Origin of the sequence: Pseudomonas gingeri (assembly GCF_013385425.1) — a bacterium.
Classification (GTDB): Bacteria; Pseudomonadota; Gammaproteobacteria; order Pseudomonadales; family Pseudomonadaceae; genus Aquipseudomonas; species Aquipseudomonas gingeri_D.
In genome coordinates, this window is record NZ_JACAQA010000012.1 from 26,547 (window position 1) to 48,871 (window position 22,325).

The following is a 22,325-nucleotide window of genomic DNA, read 5'->3' on the forward strand; positions in this document are numbered from 1 at the left end:
TTGCCCGCGAAGAGGCCCTTACAAGCGCCCGGTTACCTCAGACCGCATCAGACCTTCTGGTACAACTGGCTACCTTCGCGCTTGAAGCGCTCCGCCTGCTCCGCCATGCCCTGCGCCGCCTCCACATCAACCGCTTCGATCCGCTGGTTGGCCGCGTATTCACGGACTTCCTGGGTAATCTTCATCGAGCAGAACTTCGGCCCGCACATCGAGCAGAAATGCGCGACCTTGGCCGAATCCTTCGGCAGGGTCTCGTCGTGGTAGGCCCGTGCGGTATCCGGGTCCAGGCCCAGGTTGAACTGGTCTTCCCAACGGAACTCGAAGCGCGCCTTGCTCAAGGCGTTGTCGCGGATCTGCGCGCCCGGGTGACCCTTGGCAAGGTCGGCGGCATGGGCGGCGATCTTGTAGGTGATGATCCCGGTCTTCACGTCATCCTTGTTCGGCAGGCCCAGGTGCTCCTTGGGCGTGACGTAGCAGAGCATGGCGCAACCGAACCAGCCGATCATCGCCGCACCGATACCGGAGGTGATGTGGTCGTAGCCCGGCGCAATGTCAGTGGTCAGCGGGCCAAGGGTGTAGAACGGCGCCTCGTCGCAGCACTCCAGCTGCTTGTCCATGTTCTCCTTGATCAACTGCATCGGCACATGCCCCGGGCCTTCGATCATGCACTGCACGTCGTGCTTCCAGGCGATCTTGGTCAACTCGCCCAAGGTCTCCAGCTCGCCGAACTGCGCTTCGTCGTTGGCGTCGGCAATCGAACCCGGACGCAGGCCGTCGCCCAGCGAGAAGCTGACGTCGTAGGCCTTCATGATTTCGCAGATTTCGTCGAAATGGGTGTAGAGGAAGTTCTCTTTATGATGCGCCAGGCACCACTTGGCCATGATCGAACCGCCACGGGAAACGATCCCGGTGACGCGCTTGGCGGTCATCGGCACGTAGCGCAGCAGTACGCCGGCGTGGATGGTGAAGTAGTCGACGCCCTGCTCGGCCTGTTCGATCAGGGTGTCGCGGAACAGCTCCCAGGTCAGGTCCTCGGCCACGCCATTGACCTTCTCCAGGGCCTGGTAGATCGGCACGGTACCGATCGGCACCGGCGAGTTGCGGATGATCCACTCGCGGGTTTCATGGATGTGCTTGCCGGTGGACAGGTCCATGACCGTGTCCGAGCCCCAGCGGATGCCCCAGGTCAGCTTGGCCACTTCTTCCTCGATGGAAGAACCCAGGGCGCTGTTGCCGATATTGCCGTTGATCTTCACCAGGAAGTTGCGGCCGATGATCATCGGCTCCAACTCCACGTGGTTGATGTTGGCCGGGATGATCGCGCGACCGCGGGCGATTTCCTCGCGGACGAATTCGGCGGTGATCTGTTTCGGGATGCTCGCACCGAAACTGTGGCCAGGATGCTGTTGCTTGAGCAGGCCGGCGGCGCGAGCCTCCTCCAGCTTGAGATTCTCGCGGATGGCGACGTATTCCATCTCGGCGGTGATGATGCCCTGGCGCGCGTAGTGCATCTGGCTGACGTTGGCGCCGGCCTTGGCCCGACGCGGGTTGTGCACATGGGCGAAACGCAGCTTGGTCAGCTCCGGGTCAGCGAGGCGCTGCTGACCGAAGTTCGAACTCAGCCCGGTCAGGCGTTCGGTGTCGCCACGGCTGTCGATCCAGGCCGAGCGCACATCGCCCAGGCCCTTGCGCACGTCGATGATCACGTTCGGATCGGTGTAGGGACCGGAGGTGTCGTAGACCAGCACCGGGGCGTTGACCTCGCCGCCGAAGTCGGTCGGCGTGATATCCAGGCTGATTTCGCGCATCGGCACACGGATATCCGGGCGCGAGCCCTGCACGTAGATTTTCTGCGAACGGGTAAAAGGCTGTACCGATTGCTCATCGACCTTGGCTGAATCGCTGAGGTTGGCGGCATCTTTCAATTTTGTACTCATCACGGCTCTCCAGACGGTATCCAGGGGGATTGTCGGGACGAACCTGAAGGCACGGACGCACCAGGGCTGGTGCTGTGCTCGGTGCTCGTGAAGGCTGTTCGATTGTCGAACAACATCCCGGACGGAGCACAAGAGGACTCGCCGGGGGACGAGAAATCTTGTTCCCTACGCAGGCGCTAACCTGATCAGGTTCAACGGGATCCGGAATTATCCGATCTCAGCCTCATAGCAAGGCACCCCGACAAGAACAAGCCGAGTGTAGAGAAGACTGCGACATAATGCCATCGCCCCCTTATTCGTCTGGATAAATGGCAGATATACAGGATTGTTGCCGACCCGCCCCGGCACTACACTCGCTACTTCTTGACGCTGGACAGGCCGGGCAGTAGCCTCGGCCATCGCATTACCACCGTAATATTTACTCTAGGAACTGCCTCATGCTGCGCAAACTTTCACTGGCCCTGGCCGTGTCTTGTGCGACCAACGGACTGGTCTGGGCAGCTGAAACGCCCCTGACGGCCAAGACCGATCTGGTCAGCGTGTACCAGGAAGCCGTGGGCAACAACGCCGACCTGGCCGCCGCCCGCGCCAACTATGACGCGCAAAAGGAAGTCGTGCCCCAGGCCCGGGCCGGCCTGCTGCCGAACCTGTCGGCCGGCGCCAGTACGAACAATGTCCAGACCTCCATCGACCAGCCGTCGATGAACCTCAACCGCAGCGCCACGACCTACCAGGCGACCCTGTCCCAGCCGCTGTTCCGGGCCGACCGCTGGTTCCAGTACCAGGCCGCCAAGGACGTCAACGAACAGGCCGCCCTGCAACTCTCGGCGACCGAGCAGAACCTGATCCTGCAAAGCGCCGAAAGCTATTTCGCGGTACTGCGCGCCCAGGACACCCTGGCCTCGACCAAAGCCGAGGAAGCGGCGTTCAAGCGCCAGCTCGACCAGTCCAACGAGCGCTTCGACGTCGGCCTGTCGGACAAGACCGACGTGCTGCAATCCCAGGCCAGCTACGACACCTCGCGGGCCAACCGGATCGCTGCCCAGCGCTCGGTGGAGGATGCCTTCGAAGCCCTGATCACCCTGACCAACCGTCAGTACAACTCGATCCAGGGCATCGTCCACACCTTGCCGGTGCTGGCGCCGACCCCGAATGACGCCAAGGCCTGGGTCGACACCGCGGCCCGGCAGAACCTCAACCTGTTGGCGAGCAACTACGCCGTCAGCGCCGCCGAGGAAACCCTCAAGCAGCGCAAGGCCGGCCATGCCCCGACCCTTGACGCGGTGGCCAAGTACGAGGCCGGCGACAACGACGGTTTCGGCCTGGGCAACCCCAATGCGTTGGGTCAGAGTTATGCCGGCCCAGTGAAGCAGACCACGATCGGCCTGCAATTGAGTGTGCCGCTCTACAGTGGCGGCCTGACCAGCTCGCAAGTGCGTGAATCCACTTCGCGCCTGAGCCAGACCGAGCAGCAGCGTGAAGCCCTGCGTCGCCAGGTGGTGGAAAACACCCGCAACCTGCATCGTGCGGTGAACACCGATGTGGAACAGGTGCAGGCGCGCAAGCAGTCGATCATCTCCAACCAGAGTGCGCTGGAAGCGACCGAAATCGGTTATCAGGTGGGGACGCGCAATATCGTCGATGTGCTGGATGCCCAGCGTCAGCTGTACACCTCGGTGCGCGACTACAACAACACCCGCTATGACTACATTCTCGACAACCTGCGCCTGAAGCAGGCGGCGGGCACCTTGAACCCGGGCGACCTGAGCGACCTGCAGCGCTACCTGAAGGCCGACTACAACCCGGACAAGGACTTCCTGCCACCGGATCTGGCGAAGGCAGCCGCGGCCAATCTCAAGGGCAATCCAAAGTATTGATCGGGACCTTGAGAACACCACGAAACCTGTAGGAGCAGGGCTTGCCCGCGAAGCTTTTGGCGCCAGTGAGGCCCTCTTCGCGGGCAAGCCCTGCTCCTACAGGACGTATTGCGGCCACAAAATCGTGTTCATCCTTGATTGAGGTTCTAGCGCGACAACAAACGCCCCAACCCATCCAGCAAACGCTGCAACGCGCCCTGGTTGGCCCGCATCACCTTCAGCCCCGCCTCACCCATCTTCTGCGCATCACGCGGCAACTCGAACAGGCGCTGCACCGCCACCGCCAGGCCTTCGGCATCCTCCACTTCCTGCAACGCCCCCGCTTCACGCATCAACGCAGCGATCTCGAGGAAGTTGAACAGGTGCGGCCCGCTCAACACCGGCTTGCACAGCGCCGCCGGCTCCAGCAGGTTATGCCCGCCGTTGGGCACCAGGCTGCCGCCGACGAACGCGCTGTCAGCCAAGGCGTAGAGAAACAGCAGCTCGCCCATGGTGTCACCGAGCAACACCGAGGTTTGCGCACTGACAGGCTCGCCGCTGGAACGCCGTACCGTCGAAAAACCCTGCTCCTGGCACAAGGCGAACACGCTGTCGAAGCGCTCCGGGTGACGCGGCACCAGGATCAGCAAGGCGTTCGGATAGTTGCCCAACAATTGCCGATGGGCCGCCAGCACCACCGCGTCCTCACCTTCATGGGTGCTCGCGGCGATCCACACCGGCCGTTCCTGTGCCTGCCATTGCCCACGCAGTTCAGCGGCGCGCACCAGCAGTTGCGGGTCGATGCTCAAATCGAACTTGATCGAGCCGGTCACCTCGACGCATTCAGGCCGGGCGCCCAGTTGCCGGAAACGCTCGGCTTCGGCTTCGGTCTGCACCGCGATCAGGCTCATTTCCTCCAGCATCGGCCGGGTCAGGCGGGCGAATCGCCCATAACCCTTGGCCGAACGCGCCGACAGTCGCGCATTGGCCAGCGCCACCGGAATCCCGCGCCTGGCGCACTGATGGATATGGTTGGGCCACAGCTCGGTCTCCATGATCACCGCCAGCTTTGGCCGCGCCGCCTCGAGAAAACGCGCCGCCGCCCACGGCAAGTCGTAAGGCAGGTAGCAATGCTGAATGCGCGGCTCGTCGGCGAACAGCGCCTTGATCCGCTCGGAACCGGTGGGCGTCATGCAGGTGACCGTGATCGGCAGCTGCGGATACTTCGCCAGCAAGGCGCGAATCATCGGCGCGGCGGCAATACTCTCGCCAACCGACACGGCGTGCACCCAGATCCCGTCCGGGCGCAATGTCGGCAGGCCACGGGCAAAGCGCTCGCCGACCCGCCGGGCATAAGCCGGCGCCCTGCGCGCCCGCAGCCATAGACGCAACGCCACCAGCGGCAGCCCCAGGTGAAACAAAAAGCTGTAGAGAGTTCTATTCATGGCGACGGAGTTTATCGACTTTTTCAGCCGATCGCCTGCAAGTGCTCGGCAAAGCGTTCAGCCAGCCAGCGCGCCGCCGGTCCCAGGGGCTCATCGCGGCGCCAGACCAGTTCAACCACCAGCGCCGGCGGCGTCCATTCGCTGCTCAGCTCGACCATCTGGTTCTGGTACGCCGGGTATTGCACCACGTGCCGTGGCAGCCAGGCCCAGCCCAGGCCGCGCATCAACAGCTCAGCCATCACGTAGAAGGAGTCCGCCCGCCAGACCTGCGGACTGAGCTGTTCGTCGCCGGGGTAACCGCTCTGTTGCGGGGAAATGAGCAATTGCCGATGCCGGGCCAGTTGCTGGCGGTTGACCCGCAGCGAAGCCGCCAAAGGGTGATTGACCGCGCACACCGTGACCATTTCGACACTGCCCAACGCCCGTCGCTCCAGGGTTTGCGGCATCTGGTCGTGGTGGAACAGCAGGCCCAGGTCCGCCCGTCGCTCCACCAGTTTGCGCGCGACATCACCCTGGGCACCGCTGGCCAGTTGCACCTCGACGCTGGGGTAATGCTCCGACAGCGCTTCCAGACTGTCGAGCACCGGCTGATAGGGCATGGCCTCGTCCTGGGCCAGGCGCAAACAGGCTTCCTCGCCACGCATCAAGGCCAGCGCCCTACCATTGAGACGATCGCACTGGCGTAGCACTTCCCGCGCCTCCTCCAGCAACGCGGCCCCGGCCTCGGTCAACTTCGGCTGGCGGCCGCTGCTACGCTCGAACAGCGTCACCCCCAGATCGGTCTCCAACAGGGCGATCGCATTGCTGACCGCCGACTGCGCCTTGTGTTGCTGGCGGGCCACGGCGGAAAACGAACGCTGCTCGGCAACGCCGACGAACAGGCGCATCTGCTCCAGGTTCCACTGAATACTCATGGGCAACCCATCTTTTTTTCAGATAGGTAATGACTTTACCCCATCTGGTGAGTCTCTAGAATGCCAACCTTATCAGCAGGCCCAAATACGAGAGATTGTCCCATGCACGCTTACTACTACCTGGCCATCGCCATCTGCGCCGAAGTCATCGCCACCGTCTCCATGAAAGCGGTCAAGGGCCTGAGCACGCCGATCCCCTTGTTGCTGATCATCGTCGGTTACGCCATCGCCTTCTGGATGCTGACCCTGGTGGTGCGCACGGTGCCGGTGGGCGTGGCCTACGCGGTCTGGGCCGGGATGGGCATTGTCATGGTCAGCGTCGCGGCGCTGTTTCTCTACGGGCAGAAGCTGGATATCCCGGCGATGCTCGGCATGGGCCTGATCGTCCTCGGTGTGGTGGTGATCCAGCTGTTCTCGAAGACCGCCGGGCACTAGCCCGCTCGCCACCTGTATACTGCGAGCCTTGTCTTGAACACCGAGGTCGCCGCATGCCATCCGCTCTCTCCACCGATGTCCTGATTGTCGGCGCCGGCGTTGCCGGTCTCTGGCTCAACGCGCGCCTGCGCCGCCAGGGGTTTTCGACGGTACTGGTGGAACGCGCCAGCCTCGGCGGCGGACAGAGCCTCAAATCCCAGGGCATCATCCACGGCGGTGCCAAATACGCCCTGCACGGTGCCCTGAGCGGCGCCTCGGAAGCCATCGCCGACATGCCGCGGCGCTGGCGCGAGGCCCTGGCCGGCAACGGCGAGCTCGACCTGTCGGGCGTGCGCCTGCTCTCCGAAGCCCACTATCTGTGGTCTCCCGGCACCCTGGCCGGCAATCTCACCAGCTTCTTCGCCAGCAAGGCCGTGCGCGGTCGGGTCGACCAGGTCAAGGGCGAACAACTGCCGCCCGCCCTGCAAAACCCGCGCTTCAAGGGCAAGGTCTATCGCCTGGCCGAACTGGTGATCGATGTGCCGAGCCTGATCACCCGCCTGGCCGAACTGGCCGGTGACGGCCTGCTGGCCGGCCACGATATCGAACCCCTGCTGGACAACGAGCAACTGGTGGGCCTGCGGGTCGATGGCCGCGATATCCATGCCCAACGCATTGTGCTCAGCGCCGGGGCGGGCAACGCCGCGCTGCTCAAGGCCCTCGGCCTGAGCCAGCCGGCCATGCAGACACGCCCCTTGCACATGGTGCTGGTCAAAGGCCCAAGCCTGAAGCCGTTGTACGCCCATTGTCTGGGCGGCGGACCCAAGCCACGGATTACCGTGACCACCCATCCGGCGGCCGATGGCCAGTGGGTCTGGTACCTCGGCGGCGATATCGCCGAGGCCGAAGGCGTCGCCCGCGAGCCCGCCGCGCAGATCGCCAGCGCCCAGAAGGAACTCGGCAACCTGCTGCCCTGGGTCGACCTGAGCCAGGCGCAATGGGCCACCTTGCGGGTCGAGCGCGCCGAACCGCTGCAATCGGGCCTGACCCGTCCGGACAACGCCTTCCTCGCCGAACAGGATCGCCTGCTGGTGGGCTGGCCGACCAAGCTGGCCCTGGCGCCGGACTTCGCCGACCGAGTGCTCAAGAGCCTGGAACGCGACGGTATCCGTCCGGGCCCGGCAGCCACCTTGCCCGACCTGCCGAAGCCGACGATGGCGCAAACCCCTTGGGAGCAACTGCTGCCATGAGCCTGCCGACCCTGCACGACCTGCATCGAGCCCTCGGTAGTACCGGCCTGCAGGTGTCCCCCCTGGGCCTGGGCACCGTCAAGCTCGGCCGCGACCAGGGAGTCAAATACCCCAACGGTTTCCAGATTCCCGACGACCAGCAAGCCCGCCAACTGCTGCATCTGACCCGCGATCTGGGCATCAACCTGATCGACACCGCGCCGGCCTACGGTCGCAGCGAAGAACGCCTGGGCCCTCTGCTGCGCGGACAGCGCCAGGAGTGGGTGATCGTCAGCAAGGTCGGCGAAGAGTTCGAAGCCGGCCAGTCGAGCCATGACTTCAGTGCCGTCCATACCCGATTCTCCGTGGAGCGCAGCCTGCAACGCCTGGAAACCGACTTTATCGACCTGGTGCTGGTGCACTCCGACGGCAACGACCTGGCGATCCTCGAACACAGCGAGGTCTACCAGACCCTCGCGGCCTTGAAGGGCGAAGGCAAGATCCGTGCTTTCGGTTTTTCCGGCAAAACCGTCGAAGGCGGCCTGAAGGCTCTGGAACAAGGTGATTGCGCGATGATCACCTACAATCTGAACGAACAGGGCGAGAAGCCGGTCATTGACTATGCTGCTGACCATGGCAAGGCGATCCTGGTGAAAAAGGCCCTGGCCAGCGGCCACATCTGCCTGGACCCCGGTATCGACCCGGTGCGGGCCAGCTTCGAACTGCTATTTGCACAGCCCGGCGTTGCCAGTGCTATTGTCGGTACCATCAACCCGCTGCACCTTGCCCATAATGTGGCGACGGTGGCCCGGGTCATTCGCCAAAACTGATGCCGCCCAGGCGGCCGACCCCGACGCAAGAAGGAGCCGAGATGCCGCGGACGCTGATACGCAAGAACCCCAGCGACTTCAAGACCCTGCCATTACTCGTCGAGGCGACCCCCGAAGGCTTGAGCTACCAGAGCGTCGGGATGCCGTTGAACTTTGCGCAAACCCTGCACAAACGCAAACCGGTCGCGGTGGACGACCCCGAGCGTTTCACCCTGGAACTGGCCAACCTCGGCGTCTCGGTGCGACTGACCCTGCACTGGCACAACCGCGACTACTGGGTGTTGGTCCGCCAGCGCCGCCAGGATCGCGGCGACGTGGTGCTCAAGCTGATTTCAGGTTATGTGCCGGCCCATGAACTGGCCATTCCGCTGCTCACCGCGATTGCCGAAATCGCCGAAGAGTGCCTGCTGGAAACCCCGGAAGGCTGGCTGACCGGGCGCTTCAACGACACCTGGCTGCCGGCGCCCTACTCCGCGGCGCTGCATTATCGCGAAGCCCTGCCCTTTCGCCTGACGCCCTTGTCCGGCGCGGCAAGGCCGGTACGCTGCGGCGCGCTGCAGTTGATGGAACGACCGCAGACCTACGTGCACCTGCCCACCGCTTCACTGCAGTTGATCTATGACCTGCGGCTCGAGGTCCCCCGCGACGCCAAATCCCTGAGCCTGTTCCATGTCGACGAACGATTGGAGAACGATCAGTTGGTGGCGCGCCTGGACCGCAGTCGTCCCGATCTGTACCTGATGCCACTCAAGGACGGACGGCCGTGTGCCGAGCTGTACACCCTGAAAAAGGATCAATTGCACCCGGCCAGTACCCGTGGCCTGTACCTGGCGGAAAGCTTTGCCCGACAGGAAGGCTGGGTGGTGCGCGAGGAGCGGATTCGCTGGAAGGACTGGGTCCGGCAGCAGGGGATGGCGGAGCCTGAAAAGGACTCGAAGATCAGGCGCCTGACCGGCAAGGCCCGGCAGATCTTGCGCAAGATCGTGCCGGTGAAAACCGGGCGCTGACAGGGAGGAATGTACGCCATCCCTGTGGGAGATTCTATGGTTGCGGGGAAGCCCTTAAGCAACTTTAGATTGGTACTCGCTCTGGTTTTTTAACAGGGCGAACACCACCCGCGCCAATTTACGGGCAAGGATGACCAACGCCTGAGTCGTGCTGAAGCCACGGGCCCTTAGCTCTTCGTAGAGCGGTTTCCAGGTCGCTGTACGGCTGGCAGACATGGCGGCGTTATGCAGCAGTCGACGAGCCTCTGAGTCACCTCGTTTGGTCAGGCTGCGACGTCCGTCCTTTTGCCCCGATTTGGACACCCTCAGGTCCATCCCAAGAAAGGCGATAAATGCATCGCATCCCCTGAACTCACCACGCTGAAAAGTAGCCAGCAACCGGGCAGCCGTTAAAAAACCAATACCTTCAACCTTCATGCAGCGTTTCAGTTGACCCATCAAGCCAGCTTTTTCCAGCAGGTCCTTGATCATTTTTTCGACGAGCGCTTCGAGTCTTTGCATCGAGCGGACCTGAGCGGCGAATGAGGTTTTCAGAAGCGGCTCATTGGCCCAGCTTTGAACCAGGCTGGTACGGGCCTGGACCAATGCAGCACGCCGACGGAACAGGCTCAACAACTGGCGATAAAGAGGGGACGGCGGCGTCCATGGATGTAACTCCTCGGCCTCATTTTTCAGGTACCGAGCTAATAGGCGGGCATCGAGGGCATCGGTCTTGGCGCGTACATTCACGCCTTTTCGATAGTGGCTCAGTTCATAGCCACCGATCATGTAAATGTCACACCCGGCTTCATAGGCCAAATCGGCAAAAAGCACGTGATAGATGTTCGTGGCTTCAATGGCGATGGTGACAGTTCCAGGCAACGCCTTTAGCCACTTCTTGATGGCCGCCTTGGTGTTGGCAATGGTCTCCAGCAGATCGCGTTCAGCCTGGTAGATCACCAGCTCATTCTTGGCGACATCTACGCCCACTATCGGTTTTGAGACGGGAACCAGCATTGCCATTAAGCATCCTCCGGGATAAGGTTTGGGTACTTGAAGGGGTCACCCAGAGGCGCAGGCTTGTTCCTATCGTCGGTCTAGCCTGAAGCATTCTTTATCGGCGCTTGGGTGAAAGGAGGAGGGGTGAAATCTCCCACGGTCTGTACTGCGCGAACAGTCAGAATCCGGCTTTGTCCCTCCTCCTCCCTTCAAGTCCTACCATACAAGCCGGCTTGCCGGCGATGGCGACCGTATAGTCACCACAAGGTCAAGGACCTCATCGCCGGCAAGCCGGCTCCACACATGGGCCCGGCGCTTAGTCAGTTGCTGCGGATCTTCTCGACAATCGCCGTGGTCGAGCTGTTTTCCACCAGCCCAAGCACTTTCACCGTACCGCCATAGGCCGTCACGATGGAAGCACCGACCACCTGGTCGATCCCGTAGTCGCCACCCTTGACCAGCACATCCGGCTTGACCTGGGCCAGCAGGTTCTCCGGGGTGCCCTCGGGGAAACTGATAACCCAGTCCACGGCACCCAGGCCGGCCAGCACGGCCATGCGCCGATCAACGCTGTTGATCGGACGGCCAGGGCCCTTGAGGCGGCTTACCGAGGCATCGTCATTGACCGCGACGATCAGGCGATTGCCCTGGGCCCGCGCCTGCTCCAGGTAGGTCACGTGACCGGCATGGAGGATATCGAAGCAGCCGTTGGTGAACACGATCGTCTCGTTGTGCGCCCGCGCATCGTCGACCGCCAGCAGCAATTGCTCCAGGCCCAGCACACCGCGCTCGGAACCTTCCTCGCGCTGGATCGCCCGGCGCAGCTCAGGTGCACTGATGGCCGCTGTACCCAGCTTGCCGACCACGATGCCGGCGGCGAGGTTGGCCAAGGCCACCGCGTGAGGCAGTTCTTCGCCCGCGGCAATGGCCGCAGCCAGGGTCGAGATCACCGTATCGCCGGCACCGGTCACATCGAACACTTCACGGGCCCGGGCCGGCAGGTGCAGCGCCGGATGATCGGGGCGCAGCAGGGTCATGCCATGCTCGCCACGGGTCACCAGCAAGGCACCGAGGTCCAGGTCCTGCATCAACTGGGCACCCTTGGCCACCAGTTCATGCTCATCGGCACAACCGCCGACGATGGTTTCGAACTCGCTGAGGTTCGGCGTGATCAGGCTCGCGCCACGGTAGATCGAAAAGTCCTTGCCCTTGGGGTCGGCCAGCACGGGAATACCCCGCGCCCGGGCGGCCTGGATCAGGACCTGATGATTCTTCAAGGCGCCTTTGCCATAGTCGGACAGCACCAGCACCTTGATACCTTCGAGCAAGCCGTCGACTTCAGCCCCGAGGGCCAGGGCATCGGTGGCGAAGGGTTCTTCAAAATCGATTCGCAGCAACTGCTGGTGGCGGCTCATGACCCGCAGCTTGACGATGGTCGGCTGGTGCGCAATGCGCTGGAACAGAGCCCGGACCCCGGCGCCCTTGAGGCTGTTGGCCAGGCTGTCGGCGGCCTCGTCGTCACCGGTGACACCCACCAGCGACGCCGGGGCCCCCAGAGCGGCGATGTTCAGGGCAACGTTGGCGGCACCACCGGGGCGATCCTCGATGTGCTCTACCTTGACCACCGGCACCGGCGCCTCAGGAGAAATCCGTGAGGTACCACCATGCCAGTAACGGTCGAGCATGACATCGCCGACCACCAAGACAGGGGCTTGATCGAATCGCGGCATGGACAACTTCATGGAGCAACCCACATAAAAAATGAACAGGGGCGCGATATTAACACAGGGTTGGCGAAGGCTTGCCTAGACAAAAACAGGGCGCAACGATCCGCATCGCGCGCCCTGTCAACGGATCAGACGAGCCCGACGTGCGCCGGTTCGTCCATGCCCATGGCATTGAGACGGGAGTAGTAACCCTTTTGGGCGAGCAGCTCGGCATGGGTACCGCGCTCGACGATACGGCCCTGATCCATGACCAGGATCAGATCGGCCTTCTCGATCGTCGACAGGCGGTGGGCGATCACCAGGGTGGTGCGCCCTTGCATGGCATGATCCAGGGCTGCCTGGATATGCCGCTCCGACTCGGTGTCGAGGGCCGAGGTCGCTTCATCGAGGATCAATAGCGGGGCGTTCTTGAGCAGCGCCCGGGCGATTGCCAGACGCTGGCGCTGACCACCGGAAAGCAGCACACCGTTCTCACCCACGAGGGTGTCAAAGCCCTGCGGCAGTTGCTCGACAAAGTCCTTGGCATAGGCGTCCGCCGCCGCGGCCTCGATATCGGCCCGGGGCGCGCCGGCCAGATCGCCGTAGGCGATATTGTTCGCCACGGTGTCGCTGAACAGGGTGACATGCTGGGTGACCTGGGCAATGTGTCGACGCAGGTTCAGCAGTCGATAGTCCTCGATCTCCACGCCATCGAGAAGAATCTCCCCGCTGTCATGGTGATAGAAGCGCGGGATCAGAGCCGCCAGGGTCGACTTGCCGCTGCCGGAGCGTCCGACCAGGGCCACCATCTGTCCAGGCGCGACACTGAAGCTGACATTATCCAGGACCTGACGCTCGGTTCCCGGGTAGGTAAAGCTCAGGTTGCGCACTTCCAGATGACCACTGACCGACTCGCGCTCCACGGTACCGGTGTCCACTTCCGGGGTTACATCAAGCTGTTCGAAGATACTTTCAGCACCGGCCACACCCTTCTGGACCGTGGAGCTGACTTCGGACAACTGGCGAATCGGCTTGGGCAGCAAACCGGCCAGGGTGATGTAGGCGATCATGTCGCCGGCCGAGGCATCGCCGCGCAGGTAAAGCACCAGGAACAACAGCACCGCCATGGCGCTATAGATCACCATTTGCAACATCGGCGTATAGATCGCACCGGTGCGGGTCATACGCAACTGCCGGTCGGTGTTGCTCAGGCTGGCCTTGAGGAAGCGCTTCTGCTCATAGGTTTCACCGCCAAAGCTGCGGACCACGCGATAGCCCTGGATGGTTTCCGAGGCAACATGGGTCACATCCCCCATGGCGACCTGGATCTTCTTGCTCTGCTTGCGGAACTTCTTGCTGGAGGTGCTGACCATCACCGCGATCAACGGCAGGATGGCAACCATCACCAGGGTCAGGCGCCAGTTCATCCACAGCAGCGAGAGGAACAGGAAGACCACGGTCATGCCTTCGCGGATCACCACCTTGATCGCGTCGGTCACCGCCCCGGTGACCATGGTCACGTTGAAGGTAATGCGCGAAATCAGGTGCCCGGAGTTGTGGGTGTCGAAATAACGATTGGGCAACGTCAGCAGGTTGTTGAACAGCTCTACCCGCAAATCGTGAACCAGGCCCAGGGTCACCCTGGCCAGGAAAAAGTTACCCAGGTACGACCCCAACCCTTGCCAGGCGGCAATCAGTACCAACAGCAACGGCACGGCCTGCAGCAAGCGCAAGTCGCGCAGGTAAGGCACCGTCGGGAACAGCGCGGCTTGCGGATCGGACAGGCCGTCGACGAAATATTTCAGAATATAGCCGAGCATCGGCTGGGTCGAAGCGAATATCAGGAAACCCACGATACTCAGGGCAAACAGGCCGATATAAGGCCGTACGTAGCCGAGTAGGCGGAAGTATACTTTCAAGCTCGAGGGGCTTGCGCTGAGACTGGATTCGGTCATATCACGCGGCGATTATGAAAAAGGAGGCTGACTTTAGCACAGCTTCCCGGTCGTACCTGCACACGACATAACCAACAATCCCGGGCCTCGACCAATGACATTGAAATGCCGCCCATTTATGATGGGGAATGATCACTCTTGTGGAATGACTTGCCTGCATGCAACCCAATAGCCTCACCACTGCCTCAAACCGCATCTTCGACTTCCTCTGCCAATGGATTCTGCCGCTGGGATTGCTGATCTTGCTTTCAGGGATGTTCTTTCTCGAGAGCCGCAATGCGCTGACTTCGTTTTACCTCGGGCTGTTCGGTGTTCCCTCGCTGCTGATGCTCTGCCTGCGCCCGGGGGAAATCAAGACACTGCTGGGTGAGCCGATTATTATCGGGTTTCTCGCGTTCTGTATCTGGGTGTCCCTAAGCCTGCTGTGGGGCCCTTCGGAGAGGACAGACTTCGGGATGATGAAAATCCCATTACAACCACTCATGCTCTTCGCCGGCTGCGCCATGCTGCTGCAGCACCGCAATGCAGTGCTCAAACCTCTGATGTTTTGTGCCGCGCTCGTCGCCCTGATCGCTACGATCAGCTACCTGGTGCCGTTTATAAAAAACTATGTGCCCGGTGAACGCATGATCGGAGGAGGTGCCTTCACTAACCCGCTATTAAGCTCTCACCTGTTCGGTTTTTTCTGCATCTACTGGCTGTGCATGTGTATTACCACCGAGCGCCTCTCAACCCTCTGGTTCAGCGTACCGGCCATGGTAATCATGCTTGGCGCAGTCCTGGCGACGGGTTCACGCACCCCCCTACTTGCCCTGGCAATGTCCATCTGCTGGCTGTCCATTATCACCCGCAACCGACGCGCACTGACATTGATCGCCAGCATGCTGCTGGGCACGGCGGCAATACTGCTGGTGTTTCCCGACCTGCTGGGTGAGCGCGGCGGCTCCTATAGGCCTCAAATCTGGATGGCAGCCCTGGAGATGATCGCCAATCATCCGTGGATCGGCCATGGATACGATTCGGAACTGCGCATCGACGTCGGCATAGGATACCTGCTCTATGAGCCCCATAATTTCTCCCTTGGGGTCCTCTACTACGCGGGCATCATCGGTTTGATTCCCTGGACCTTCATACTGGTCCGAGGCCTGCTCAGTGGTTACAAACAGCGTATTCAACCACTGTACGTCCTCGCATCGACCTTACTGGTCTATGGCATAGGTGCAGGCCTGACCGAAGGCGGCAACATTCTCACCCGACCTCGTGAACACTGGTTTCTACTCTGGATTCCTTTGGCCCTGATCGCCGCCCTGAATATCGCAAACAATCGCGGCAACCAAGCGATTGCTTCAAAGCAACTTTGATAAACGACAACCCAAACCAATACAAGCACACGGGACACCTAAACGCCCTCTGGAGCAATGGGGTCCCGTCACCGTCCAGAATACTCTGTCGGCCGCAACACCGCGGAGACCACCAGATGAACCTCGCTCACCCCTTCTTCCGCGGCGAGAAAAACAAGCGCCCCAAACCACGCAAGGTCTTGCGGTCGAAATATTTGAAGGGCAATTGTTTGAGCAACTCCCGGGCCAGTACTCGATCTCGATTGGCTGTTTTGACAAACATCGAATTCAGGAATTTGTAACGCACTTCGTCGTAGGCAGAGTGATCACTGAACAGGGCATAGGTCTTGAGAATAGCCTCAATCATGAATCGATGATTCTTGGATGAGTTACTGGCGTGTTTACGATAACGGGCCATCGACACCCCTAGCGCATCGATAAAGTAACCAGCGTGCGTAATCTTCAACTCGATCAGCAGGTCCTCCAGACGGATCGCCGGGTCGAAGCCACCTACCTTCTCAAGGGCCTCACGTCGAATCAGCAAGGTAGGCGCAGGCGGATAGGGTTTGCGATCAAGAAACATGTCATCGAAATCCAAGCGCCGGAATGGCACATCCCGGCGCGGGCGCTTCTCGGGGAAAGGATTGCCATCGCTATCGATCAGTTCCATATTGCCAGCACAGATCCCTACCTCAGGCTTACCGTCCATATGGGCGACCTGGATTGCTATGCGCTCGGGCAACATAATATCGTCAGACCCGAACGGAGCAATCAAACTACCCTTGGACCGGGCAATCGCACCATTGAGCGTGCGGGGCAACCCCTGATTCTCCTGAACCTGAAAATCGAAGCCATGCTCGACTTGCAGACGCCGGATGCGCTCGACACTGTCATCGTTGGAACCATCGTCGACCACCAGCAATTCAATATTCGGGTAAGTCTGGTTCAGGACACTGAGAATGCTCTGCTCAATGTAAGGACCGTGGTTATAGGACGCGATAACGACCGACACCAATGGCAATCCGTCTTTCATGGATGCGCCCTACCCGCTTGAACCAAACCCGTTTCAATCAGATTCAGATACTCCTGGCGATAGACCTCAATGTCATGGTGCTCGTGCAAGTAGCGGTAGGCCTGCTCGCCCTTGGCTTGTAGCGCCTCATCCGAGAGCCCAAGGTAGCTGTCCAACGCACTCGTCAAGGATGGCACATCAGCCGGTTTCACCAGCAAACCGCCCGCCGCTTGAACCACAGACGACATCGCCGGGATATCGGAGGCAATGACAGGTAAATGCCCACTGATACCCTCCATCAGTGCAAGGCTCATACCTTCGCTAAGAGAAGGCATGGCCCAGATATCGAATGCCCTGACATACTGAAGTGCGTTTTCACGAAAACCCAGCAGATAGGCGCGCCCCTCCAATCCCAAACGCTCAATTTCGGCCTTCAAGTTAGCCTCCTCCCGTCCGGCCCCGATAATTGCCAACTGAGCGTCGGGATACTTGTCCTTGAGCCCGGCAAAGGCCTGAAGCAGATAAGTGTGCCCTTTGACCGGAACCAGGCGCCCCAGCGCACCAATCAAGCGAACCGAAGGCGACAGCCCCAACAGCTCACGCGAGCGCTCGCGCGAGTGCTGCAAGCTTTCAGCCTGTTCGATATCGATCGCATTACTGATCGCATAAGTGTTTTTATCGGTAAAGCCGGATTGGCAACCCAACAGATAAGCTTTCACCGCCGGTGAAACCCCGACAAAACGCCAGTGCTTGTCAGCCAGCACCTTGACCTGGCGACGCCGGTAAAATCGATCATATTCACCGAAGCCATGGGAGATGCCAATGCACAGGGGAATTTTCAACCAGCGATTGAGCTGCAACAGCATGTTTACCGGCTTGAAACGATTGCAGACCACCGCATCGAACTGTCCTTTACGACAGAACTGATACAAACGCCACATCACGCACAAACGCATAAAGCCTTTGAGGGCACTGCTGGAAAACTCGAAGTAAACCGAATGCTCAGCGCGACTGACGGGTTCGCCAGGCCCAGGGCGACCGCGCAAAAAAGCCGACGTGACCTCATAGCGGTCCTTCGGTAGAGCCAGGACTATCTGTTCGGCCAAATCGGAGAAATCATTTCTTTTGACATTGTAGTCTGGCTGCAATTGCAGAATCTTGAAGCGCTTACTCATACATCTCTCCACTGGAAGCCCGTCAAATCAAGCCTCAACAGTCAGATCGGCAACCTGCGGCAAGCGCCAGAAGGCCTCACGCACCGCTTGATCCGAAAAACGCTCACGCAAGCGCGCCAGCATGAGTCCGGCAAAGGCCAGACGTTGTTCATCATCGAGCGCAGCGAGGCGCTTGAGCCCCTGCGCCAGATGCTCGGCATCCGCCAACGGAAATAAAATACCGACACCCTCGACGACTTCCTTGGCGCCGCCACAATCGGCAGCAAGAAGCGGCACTCCCGCCGCCATGGCCTCGAGCAAGACCATCCCAAAGGGCTCGTAATTGGAACTCAACGCAAATACATCGAAGGCCTTGAAGTAGCGCCGGGCCTCAGGGACGTTTCCCAGAAACAAAACTTGCTCGGCAATCCCTAGTTCCTGTGCGAGCGCCTTGAGCTCCGGCTCCAACCGACCGTTGCCGAGAATGGCTAATTGGCTATTCCGAGGCAGCCCCGGCAAGGCAATCGCAAATCCGCGGATCAATGTAGCCTGATCCTTATCGGGATGAAGTCGCCCGACATTCCCAACGATCCAAGCCTCGCGTGACAATCCCAGCGCGTCACGCGCCTGAGCCGATGGCAGCTGGCTGGCTTGAAGGGCATCGATATCAACGCGGTTATAGAGCGTGTTGATACGCTCTTCAGGCCAACCCGGCAAACTCTGACGAATCTCATCACGCACTGCATCGGAAACAGCAAGCAGACTCAGGCGTTTACGGAACAAATTGGCGAACAGCCGGCGACTACCACGCTGGTAGTCACCGAAGGCATGATGCACACCAATGATCGGTAACGAGGAGCCCAAGATGCTGATAAAGATGGGTTTGGAGCGATGAGCTATACAGAAGCTGAAATTCCGCGCCGCGATGATCTTGCGCAAATCACGAATGGCTCCCAGCTTCAGACCGCCAACAGCCTTGGAGCTGTACTCCATGAACAGCACTTCATCCGACGCACAACTGGCCGCGACATCAGCGTTAGCGGCCCCCGTCAGGAACACCGTGGTTACCCGGTAGCCGGTACCACTGAACAGACTGGCGTACTGACGGGCACAGTCAAGAAACGGACTACTATAACTATGGCAGAACTGCAGGACACGGCGCTCAACCAAGCAAGTCATAAGCCTCCGCTCCTTCCTTGATCACCAGGATGTCTTCCATGATCAAGTACTGCAGGTCCGAGCCGAAGAACATGTTCAGGGCATCGGTCGGCGAGCAGATCATCGGTTCGCCACGACGGTTCAGCGAGGTGTTCAGGGAGACACCATTACCGGTGAGTACCTCCAGCGCCTTCATCATGTCGTAGTAGCGCGGGTTGTATTCGCGCTTGAGCACCTGGGCCCGAGAAGTACCGTCTTCATGGACGACTTCCGGCACACGGGTCTTCCACTCTTCAGCCACTTCGAAAGTGAAGGTCATGAACGGCGCCGGATGATCGATCTTGATCATCTGTGGGGCCACGGTGTCGAGCATCGACGGGCAGAAAGGCCTCCAGCGCTCGCGAAACTTGATCTGGTGGTTGATCCGATCCGCCACGCCGGCGATGCTCGGGCAACCGATGATCGAACGCCCCCCCAGGGCCCGCGGACCGAACTCCATGCGGCCCTGGAACCAGGCCACCGGATTGCCATCGACCATGATCTTGGCGATCTGCTCCGGCATGTTCTCGAGCTTGCGCCACTTCGGCGCGTTCTCGTGACGCGCGCAGGCGGCGATCACATCTTCGTTGCTGTAGGACGGGCCGAGATAGACGTGCTCCATCTTCTCCACCGGCACACCGCGGGCATGGGACACATAGGCCGCAGCGCCCACCGCCGTACCGGCGTCGCCAGAAGCCGGTTGCACGAACAGCTCCTTGACGTCGTCGCGGGCGATGATCTTCTGGTTCAGCTTGACGTTCAGCGCGCAACCGCCGGCGAAGGCCAGCTTGCCGGTTTCCTTGAGAACATCACCCAGGTAGTAGTCGATCATCTGCAGCGAGATCTTCTCGAACAGCGCTTGCATGCTGGCCGCGTAGTGAATGTAGGGCTCGTCGGCAATATCGCCTTCGCGCTTGGGGCCCAACCATTCGATCAGTTTCGGCGAGAAGTAGAAGCCCTTGCCCTTTTCCTTGTAGCGACGCAGGCCGACGACGTTGGCGTAGTCGGTGTTGATCACTAGCTCGCCGTTTTCGAAGGAGGCCAGGCGCGAGAAATCATACTGGCTGGCATCGCCATAAGGGGCCATGCCCATCACCTTGAATTCGCCGTCGAGCATTTCAAAGCCGAGGAACTCGGTGATCGCGCCGTACAGGCCGCCCAGGGAGTCCGGATCGAAGAACTCCTTGATCTTGTGGATCTTGCCGTTTTCGCCGTAGCCGAAGAAGGTCGTGGCGTACTCGCCCTTGCCGTCGATACCGAGGATCGCGGTTTTCTCTTTGAAACCGGAACAGTGGTAGGCGCTGGAGGCGTGGGCCAGATGGTGCTCGACCGGCTCGATCTTGACTTTCTTCGGATCGAAGCCCAGTTGCTCCAGGCACCAGACGATCTTGTTGCGATAGCGCTTGTAGCGGCGGTTGCCCATCAGGATCGCGTCAAGGGCACGATCCGGGGCGTACCAGTAACGCTTGGCGTAGTGCCAGCGAGCCTTGCCGAACAGGCTGATGGGAGCGAACGGAATCGCCACCACATCAACGTCGGACGGTTTGATACCCGCCTGCTCCAGGCAGAACTTCGCCGATTCGTAGGGCATGCGGTTCTTTGCATGCTTGTCGCGTACGAAGCGTTCTTCTTCGGCCGCTGCAATCAGCTTGCCGTCGATGTACAGCGCTGCGGAGGGATCATGACTAAGGGCGCCGGACAGGCCGAGAATCGTCAATGCCACAGGGGTCTAGCCTCTCAAAGTCCATATGCAGGCGACAAGGCGCCCGAAAAAATGTGTGCCGCCAAAGGAGTGGCAAGCAACTAAAGGGCGGGATTATAGCAAGGATTATCAATGCGGGAGCTGAGAGCAGGCAGACGATCACTCTGGTTTCATCTACCCGCTTCGCCCGCCGCAGACGCATCAGCCCTGGAGGCGGGGCAAACGCTGATCAATCAATTGATACAAAGTGCTGCTCGGCGGCCAGTTGCGCATAAAGCGCGCCCGATCACGGGCATAAGCCTTGGCGAAGCTATGGGCCGAGGTATGTTGGCGCATCGAGTCCAGGTCGATCAGGGTCCAACGGTCATCCTGCCAGAACAGGTTATGCCCCTTGAAATCACCGTGGCTGATACGCTCGCGGATCAACTCGGCAAACAGTTGCTCCAGCGCCGTGAGCTCGGCCGGCGGCACTCCGCCCGACTCCACGTACGGCGCAAAACGCTCGATCACATCAGGCCCGGAAAGGTGTTCCGTGAGCAGATAGGCGCGGCTGCGCAGCCAGAAGAACCGCCGCTCCAGCACCGCGAGCGGCCTGGGCGTGGCGATCCCGAGGAACGCCAGGCGATTGCCCTCGCGCCAGGAGTGCCAGGCCCGGCTCGGCCGCCAGAAACGTTTGAGCCAATGACCGACCCCCTTGATGTTGTAGCGCTTGAGCACCAACGGGCGGCCACCGACATCGACTCGCCCGACCGTGGCTGTTCCGCCGTTCTTGTACAAGGGCCCTTGGGCGAGCAGTGCATCGGCTTGCTCCAGCACCGGCGCCAGCGCTGCTTCTTCTTCGCGACGAATGGCCCGCAGGCCAAAGGCCCCGCTCCGAACACTGAACAGCGAACAGTCCCGGGCGACCTTGCCGAGGAAGTCCTTCAGGCGCCAGCCACGGACCTTGTCCACCTGTTTGAGCAACGCCTCCAGCGGTAGCGCATGTTCGCCATTGCTCAGCAGGTAATGCACCAGCAGCTCTTCGATAAACGGCTCGAACGCCTTGGGCAACTGGGCGAAAAACACCCCGAGGTTCTCCAGAACCTTCTGCCGTGACAACGGCTGGCCCGGCTGTTCGGCACGTATTCCGGCACCGTCGATCAGATACAGCTTGCCGTCATGGCGCAGCAGATTGTCCAGGTGCAGATCTTCCTGCCACAGGCCCTTGCCGTGCATCTGCGCAATGACGCCCAGCGCCTCGGCCAGTACCTGTTGCTGTTCGTCGGCCAACAACGGCAGCGATTCAACCTTGCTCCAGGCCTCGCCCAGGCTCTCGGCACCTTCGAGAAACTCGAACAGCAACCAACCGCCCTCGCCCTCTTTCAAACCGTCGACCAACAACAGCGGCGTGGTCAGGCCCTGCTCGGCCAACAGCCGAACACCCTGCAATTCACGCTGGAAGTGCCGTGGCGCCTTGTTGCCCACCAGTAATTTGGCCAGCACCGGACGTCCACGCCAAACCCCGGCGCCGACATAACGCTGACCGGGCAACACACGCAACAGACTCAGCAACTGCAGCTGCGCACGGCCGGCGGCATCCGCCAACTCCAGGTCCAGGGGCAAAGCCGGAGCCCGTCCGGCCGCTTTCAATTCAGATAAACGCATCAACC

At 60.8% G+C, this 22,325-nt stretch carries 17 protein-coding genes and 1 riboswitch; of the genes, 6 read left to right on the forward strand and 11 right to left on the reverse strand.

Going from position 1 to position 22,325, the window contains the following annotated elements:
* Positions 1-47: 47 nt before the first annotated feature.
* Positions 48-1,937, reverse strand: coding sequence for a phosphomethylpyrimidine synthase ThiC (gene thiC, locus HX830_RS17110; protein ID WP_103498049.1), 1,890 nt, complete (start codon positions 1,935-1,937; stop codon positions 48-50).
* Positions 1,938-2,082: 145 nt separating this feature from the next.
* Positions 2,083-2,188: riboswitch (TPP riboswitch) on the reverse strand.
* Between the two features lie 186 nt (positions 2,189-2,374).
* On the opposite strand from thiC, the gene HX830_RS17115 reads away from it, so the two are divergent.
* A complete protein-coding gene (locus HX830_RS17115; protein ID WP_103498048.1) occupies positions 2,375-3,814 on the forward strand; it encodes a TolC family outer membrane protein in 1,440 nt (479 codons plus the stop codon).
* A gap of 146 nt (positions 3,815-3,960) precedes the next feature.
* Here the strand turns inward: HX830_RS17115 and waaA are convergent, their stop codons facing one another.
* Positions 3,961-5,238, reverse strand: coding sequence for a lipid IV(A) 3-deoxy-D-manno-octulosonic acid transferase (gene waaA / locus HX830_RS17120; protein WP_177101394.1), 1,278 nt, complete (start codon positions 5,236-5,238; stop codon positions 3,961-3,963).
* A gap of 23 nt (positions 5,239-5,261) precedes the next feature.
* Positions 5,262-6,146 carry a LysR family transcriptional regulator gene (locus tag HX830_RS17125; RefSeq protein WP_177101507.1) on the reverse strand — a complete coding sequence of 295 codons (885 nt, stop codon included), beginning with the start codon at positions 6,144-6,146 and terminating at the stop codon, positions 5,262-5,264.
* Positions 6,147-6,254: 108 nt separating this feature from the next.
* Between HX830_RS17125 and HX830_RS17130 the strand changes: the two genes are divergently transcribed.
* The 4 genes from HX830_RS17130 to HX830_RS17145 are packed head-to-tail and all read left to right on the forward strand — an operon-like array spanning position 6,255 to position 9,632.
* Positions 6,255-6,587, forward strand: coding sequence for a DMT family transporter (locus HX830_RS17130; protein ID WP_103498045.1), 333 nt, complete (start codon positions 6,255-6,257; stop codon positions 6,585-6,587).
* 53 nt (positions 6,588-6,640) lie between these two features.
* Positions 6,641-7,816 (forward strand): NAD(P)/FAD-dependent oxidoreductase, encoded by a 1,176-nt coding sequence (locus HX830_RS17135; protein WP_177101410.1) that lies wholly within the window; start codon positions 6,641-6,643, stop codon positions 7,814-7,816.
* The gene (locus tag HX830_RS17140) at positions 7,813-8,625 is read left to right on the forward strand and encodes an aldo/keto reductase (protein ID WP_177101412.1); all 813 of its coding nucleotides are present in this window, start codon (positions 7,813-7,815) and stop codon (positions 8,623-8,625) included. Before HX830_RS17135 ends, HX830_RS17140 begins: the two co-directional genes overlap by 4 nt.
* Before the next feature lie 41 nt (positions 8,626-8,666).
* The gene (locus tag HX830_RS17145) at positions 8,667-9,632 is read left to right on the forward strand and encodes a metal ABC transporter ATPase (protein ID WP_103498042.1); all 966 of its coding nucleotides are present in this window, start codon (positions 8,667-8,669) and stop codon (positions 9,630-9,632) included.
* Between the two features lie 54 nt (positions 9,633-9,686).
* On the opposite strand, the gene HX830_RS17150 is transcribed toward HX830_RS17145, so the two are convergent.
* From HX830_RS17150 to msbA, 3 genes are all read right to left on the reverse strand, one after another.
* The gene (locus HX830_RS17150) at positions 9,687-10,634 is read right to left on the reverse strand and encodes an IS110 family transposase (RefSeq protein ID WP_177101413.1); all 948 of its coding nucleotides are present in this window, start codon (positions 10,632-10,634) and stop codon (positions 9,687-9,689) included.
* Between the two features lie 296 nt (positions 10,635-10,930).
* Positions 10,931-12,352, reverse strand: a complete 1,422-nt coding sequence (gene hldE, locus HX830_RS17155; RefSeq protein WP_177101415.1) for a bifunctional D-glycero-beta-D-manno-heptose-7-phosphate kinase/D-glycero-beta-D-manno-heptose 1-phosphate adenylyltransferase HldE — start codon at positions 12,350-12,352, stop codon at positions 10,931-10,933.
* Positions 12,353-12,465: 113 nt separating this feature from the next.
* Positions 12,466-14,271 (reverse strand): lipid A export permease/ATP-binding protein MsbA, encoded by a 1,806-nt coding sequence (gene msbA, locus HX830_RS17160; RefSeq protein WP_177101417.1) that lies wholly within the window; start codon positions 14,269-14,271, stop codon positions 12,466-12,468.
* Positions 14,272-14,429: 158 nt separating this feature from the next.
* Here msbA and HX830_RS17165 point away from each other — a divergent pair, with 158 nt between their 5' ends.
* Positions 14,430-15,632, forward strand: coding sequence for an O-antigen ligase family protein (locus HX830_RS17165; protein ID WP_177101419.1), 1,203 nt, complete (start codon positions 14,430-14,432; stop codon positions 15,630-15,632).
* 127 nt (positions 15,633-15,759) lie between these two features.
* On the opposite strand, the gene HX830_RS17170 is transcribed toward HX830_RS17165, so the two are convergent.
* From HX830_RS17170 to HX830_RS17190, 5 genes are all read right to left on the reverse strand, one after another.
* Positions 15,760-16,644: a glycosyltransferase gene (locus tag HX830_RS17170; RefSeq protein ID WP_177101421.1), complete on the reverse strand. Its 885-nt coding sequence runs from the start codon at positions 16,642-16,644 to the stop codon at positions 15,760-15,762.
* Positions 16,641-17,798, reverse strand: a complete 1,158-nt coding sequence (locus HX830_RS17175; protein WP_177101423.1) for a glycosyltransferase — start codon at positions 17,796-17,798, stop codon at positions 16,641-16,643. The genes HX830_RS17170 and HX830_RS17175 overlap by 4 nt, the downstream gene beginning before the upstream one ends.
* A 27-nt stretch (positions 17,799-17,825) precedes the next feature.
* On the reverse strand, positions 17,826-18,956 hold the full coding sequence (locus HX830_RS17180; protein ID WP_177101425.1) for a glycosyltransferase: 1,131 nt from the start codon (positions 18,954-18,956) through the stop codon (positions 17,826-17,828).
* A complete protein-coding gene (locus HX830_RS17185; protein WP_177101427.1) occupies positions 18,940-20,697 on the reverse strand; it encodes a carbamoyltransferase family protein in 1,758 nt (585 codons plus the stop codon). The genes HX830_RS17180 and HX830_RS17185 overlap by 17 nt, the downstream gene beginning before the upstream one ends.
* A gap of 180 nt (positions 20,698-20,877) precedes the next feature.
* Complete coding sequence (locus HX830_RS17190) at positions 20,878-22,320, reverse strand: lipopolysaccharide kinase InaA family protein (RefSeq protein WP_177101429.1); 1,443 nt, start codon at positions 22,318-22,320, stop codon at positions 20,878-20,880.
* Between the last annotated feature and the right edge of the window lie 5 nt (positions 22,321-22,325).

Excerpts from the sequence above, each read along its gene's own strand:
- HX830_RS17180 (WP_177101425.1), bottom strand. The coding sequence starts at position 18,956 with ATGACTTGCTTGGTTGAGCGCCGTGTCCTGCAGTTCTGCCATAGTTAT.
- HX830_RS17170 (WP_177101421.1), bottom strand. The coding sequence starts at position 16,644 with ATGAAAGACGGATTGCCATTGGTGTCGGTCGTTATCGCGTCCTATAAC.
- HX830_RS17165 (WP_177101419.1), top strand. The coding sequence starts at position 14,430 with ATGCAACCCAATAGCCTCACCACTGCCTCAAACCGCATCTTCGACTTC.
- HX830_RS17145 (WP_103498042.1), top strand. The coding sequence starts at position 8,667 with ATGCCGCGGACGCTGATACGCAAGAACCCCAGCGACTTCAAGACCCTG.
- hldE (WP_177101415.1), bottom strand. The coding sequence starts at position 12,352 with ATGAAGTTGTCCATGCCGCGATTCGATCAAGCCCCTGTCTTGGTGGTC.
- msbA (WP_177101417.1), bottom strand. The coding sequence starts at position 14,271 with ATGACCGAATCCAGTCTCAGCGCAAGCCCCTCGAGCTTGAAAGTATAC.
- HX830_RS17115 (WP_103498048.1), top strand. The coding sequence starts at position 2,375 with ATGCTGCGCAAACTTTCACTGGCCCTGGCCGTGTCTTGTGCGACCAAC.
- HX830_RS17150 (WP_177101413.1), bottom strand. The coding sequence starts at position 10,634 with ATGGCAATGCTGGTTCCCGTCTCAAAACCGATAGTGGGCGTAGATGTC.
- HX830_RS17175 (WP_177101423.1), bottom strand. The coding sequence starts at position 17,798 with ATGAGTAAGCGCTTCAAGATTCTGCAATTGCAGCCAGACTACAATGTC.
- HX830_RS17130 (WP_103498045.1), top strand. The coding sequence starts at position 6,255 with ATGCACGCTTACTACTACCTGGCCATCGCCATCTGCGCCGAAGTCATC.
- waaA (WP_177101394.1), bottom strand. The coding sequence starts at position 5,238 with ATGAATAGAACTCTCTACAGCTTTTTGTTTCACCTGGGGCTGCCGCTG.
- HX830_RS17140 (WP_177101412.1), top strand. The coding sequence starts at position 7,813 with ATGAGCCTGCCGACCCTGCACGACCTGCATCGAGCCCTCGGTAGTACC.
- thiC (WP_103498049.1), bottom strand. The coding sequence starts at position 1,937 with ATGAGTACAAAATTGAAAGATGCCGCCAACCTCAGCGATTCAGCCAAG.
- HX830_RS17135 (WP_177101410.1), top strand. The coding sequence starts at position 6,641 with ATGCCATCCGCTCTCTCCACCGATGTCCTGATTGTCGGCGCCGGCGTT.
- HX830_RS17190 (WP_177101429.1), bottom strand. The coding sequence starts at position 22,320 with ATGCGTTTATCTGAATTGAAAGCGGCCGGACGGGCTCCGGCTTTGCCC.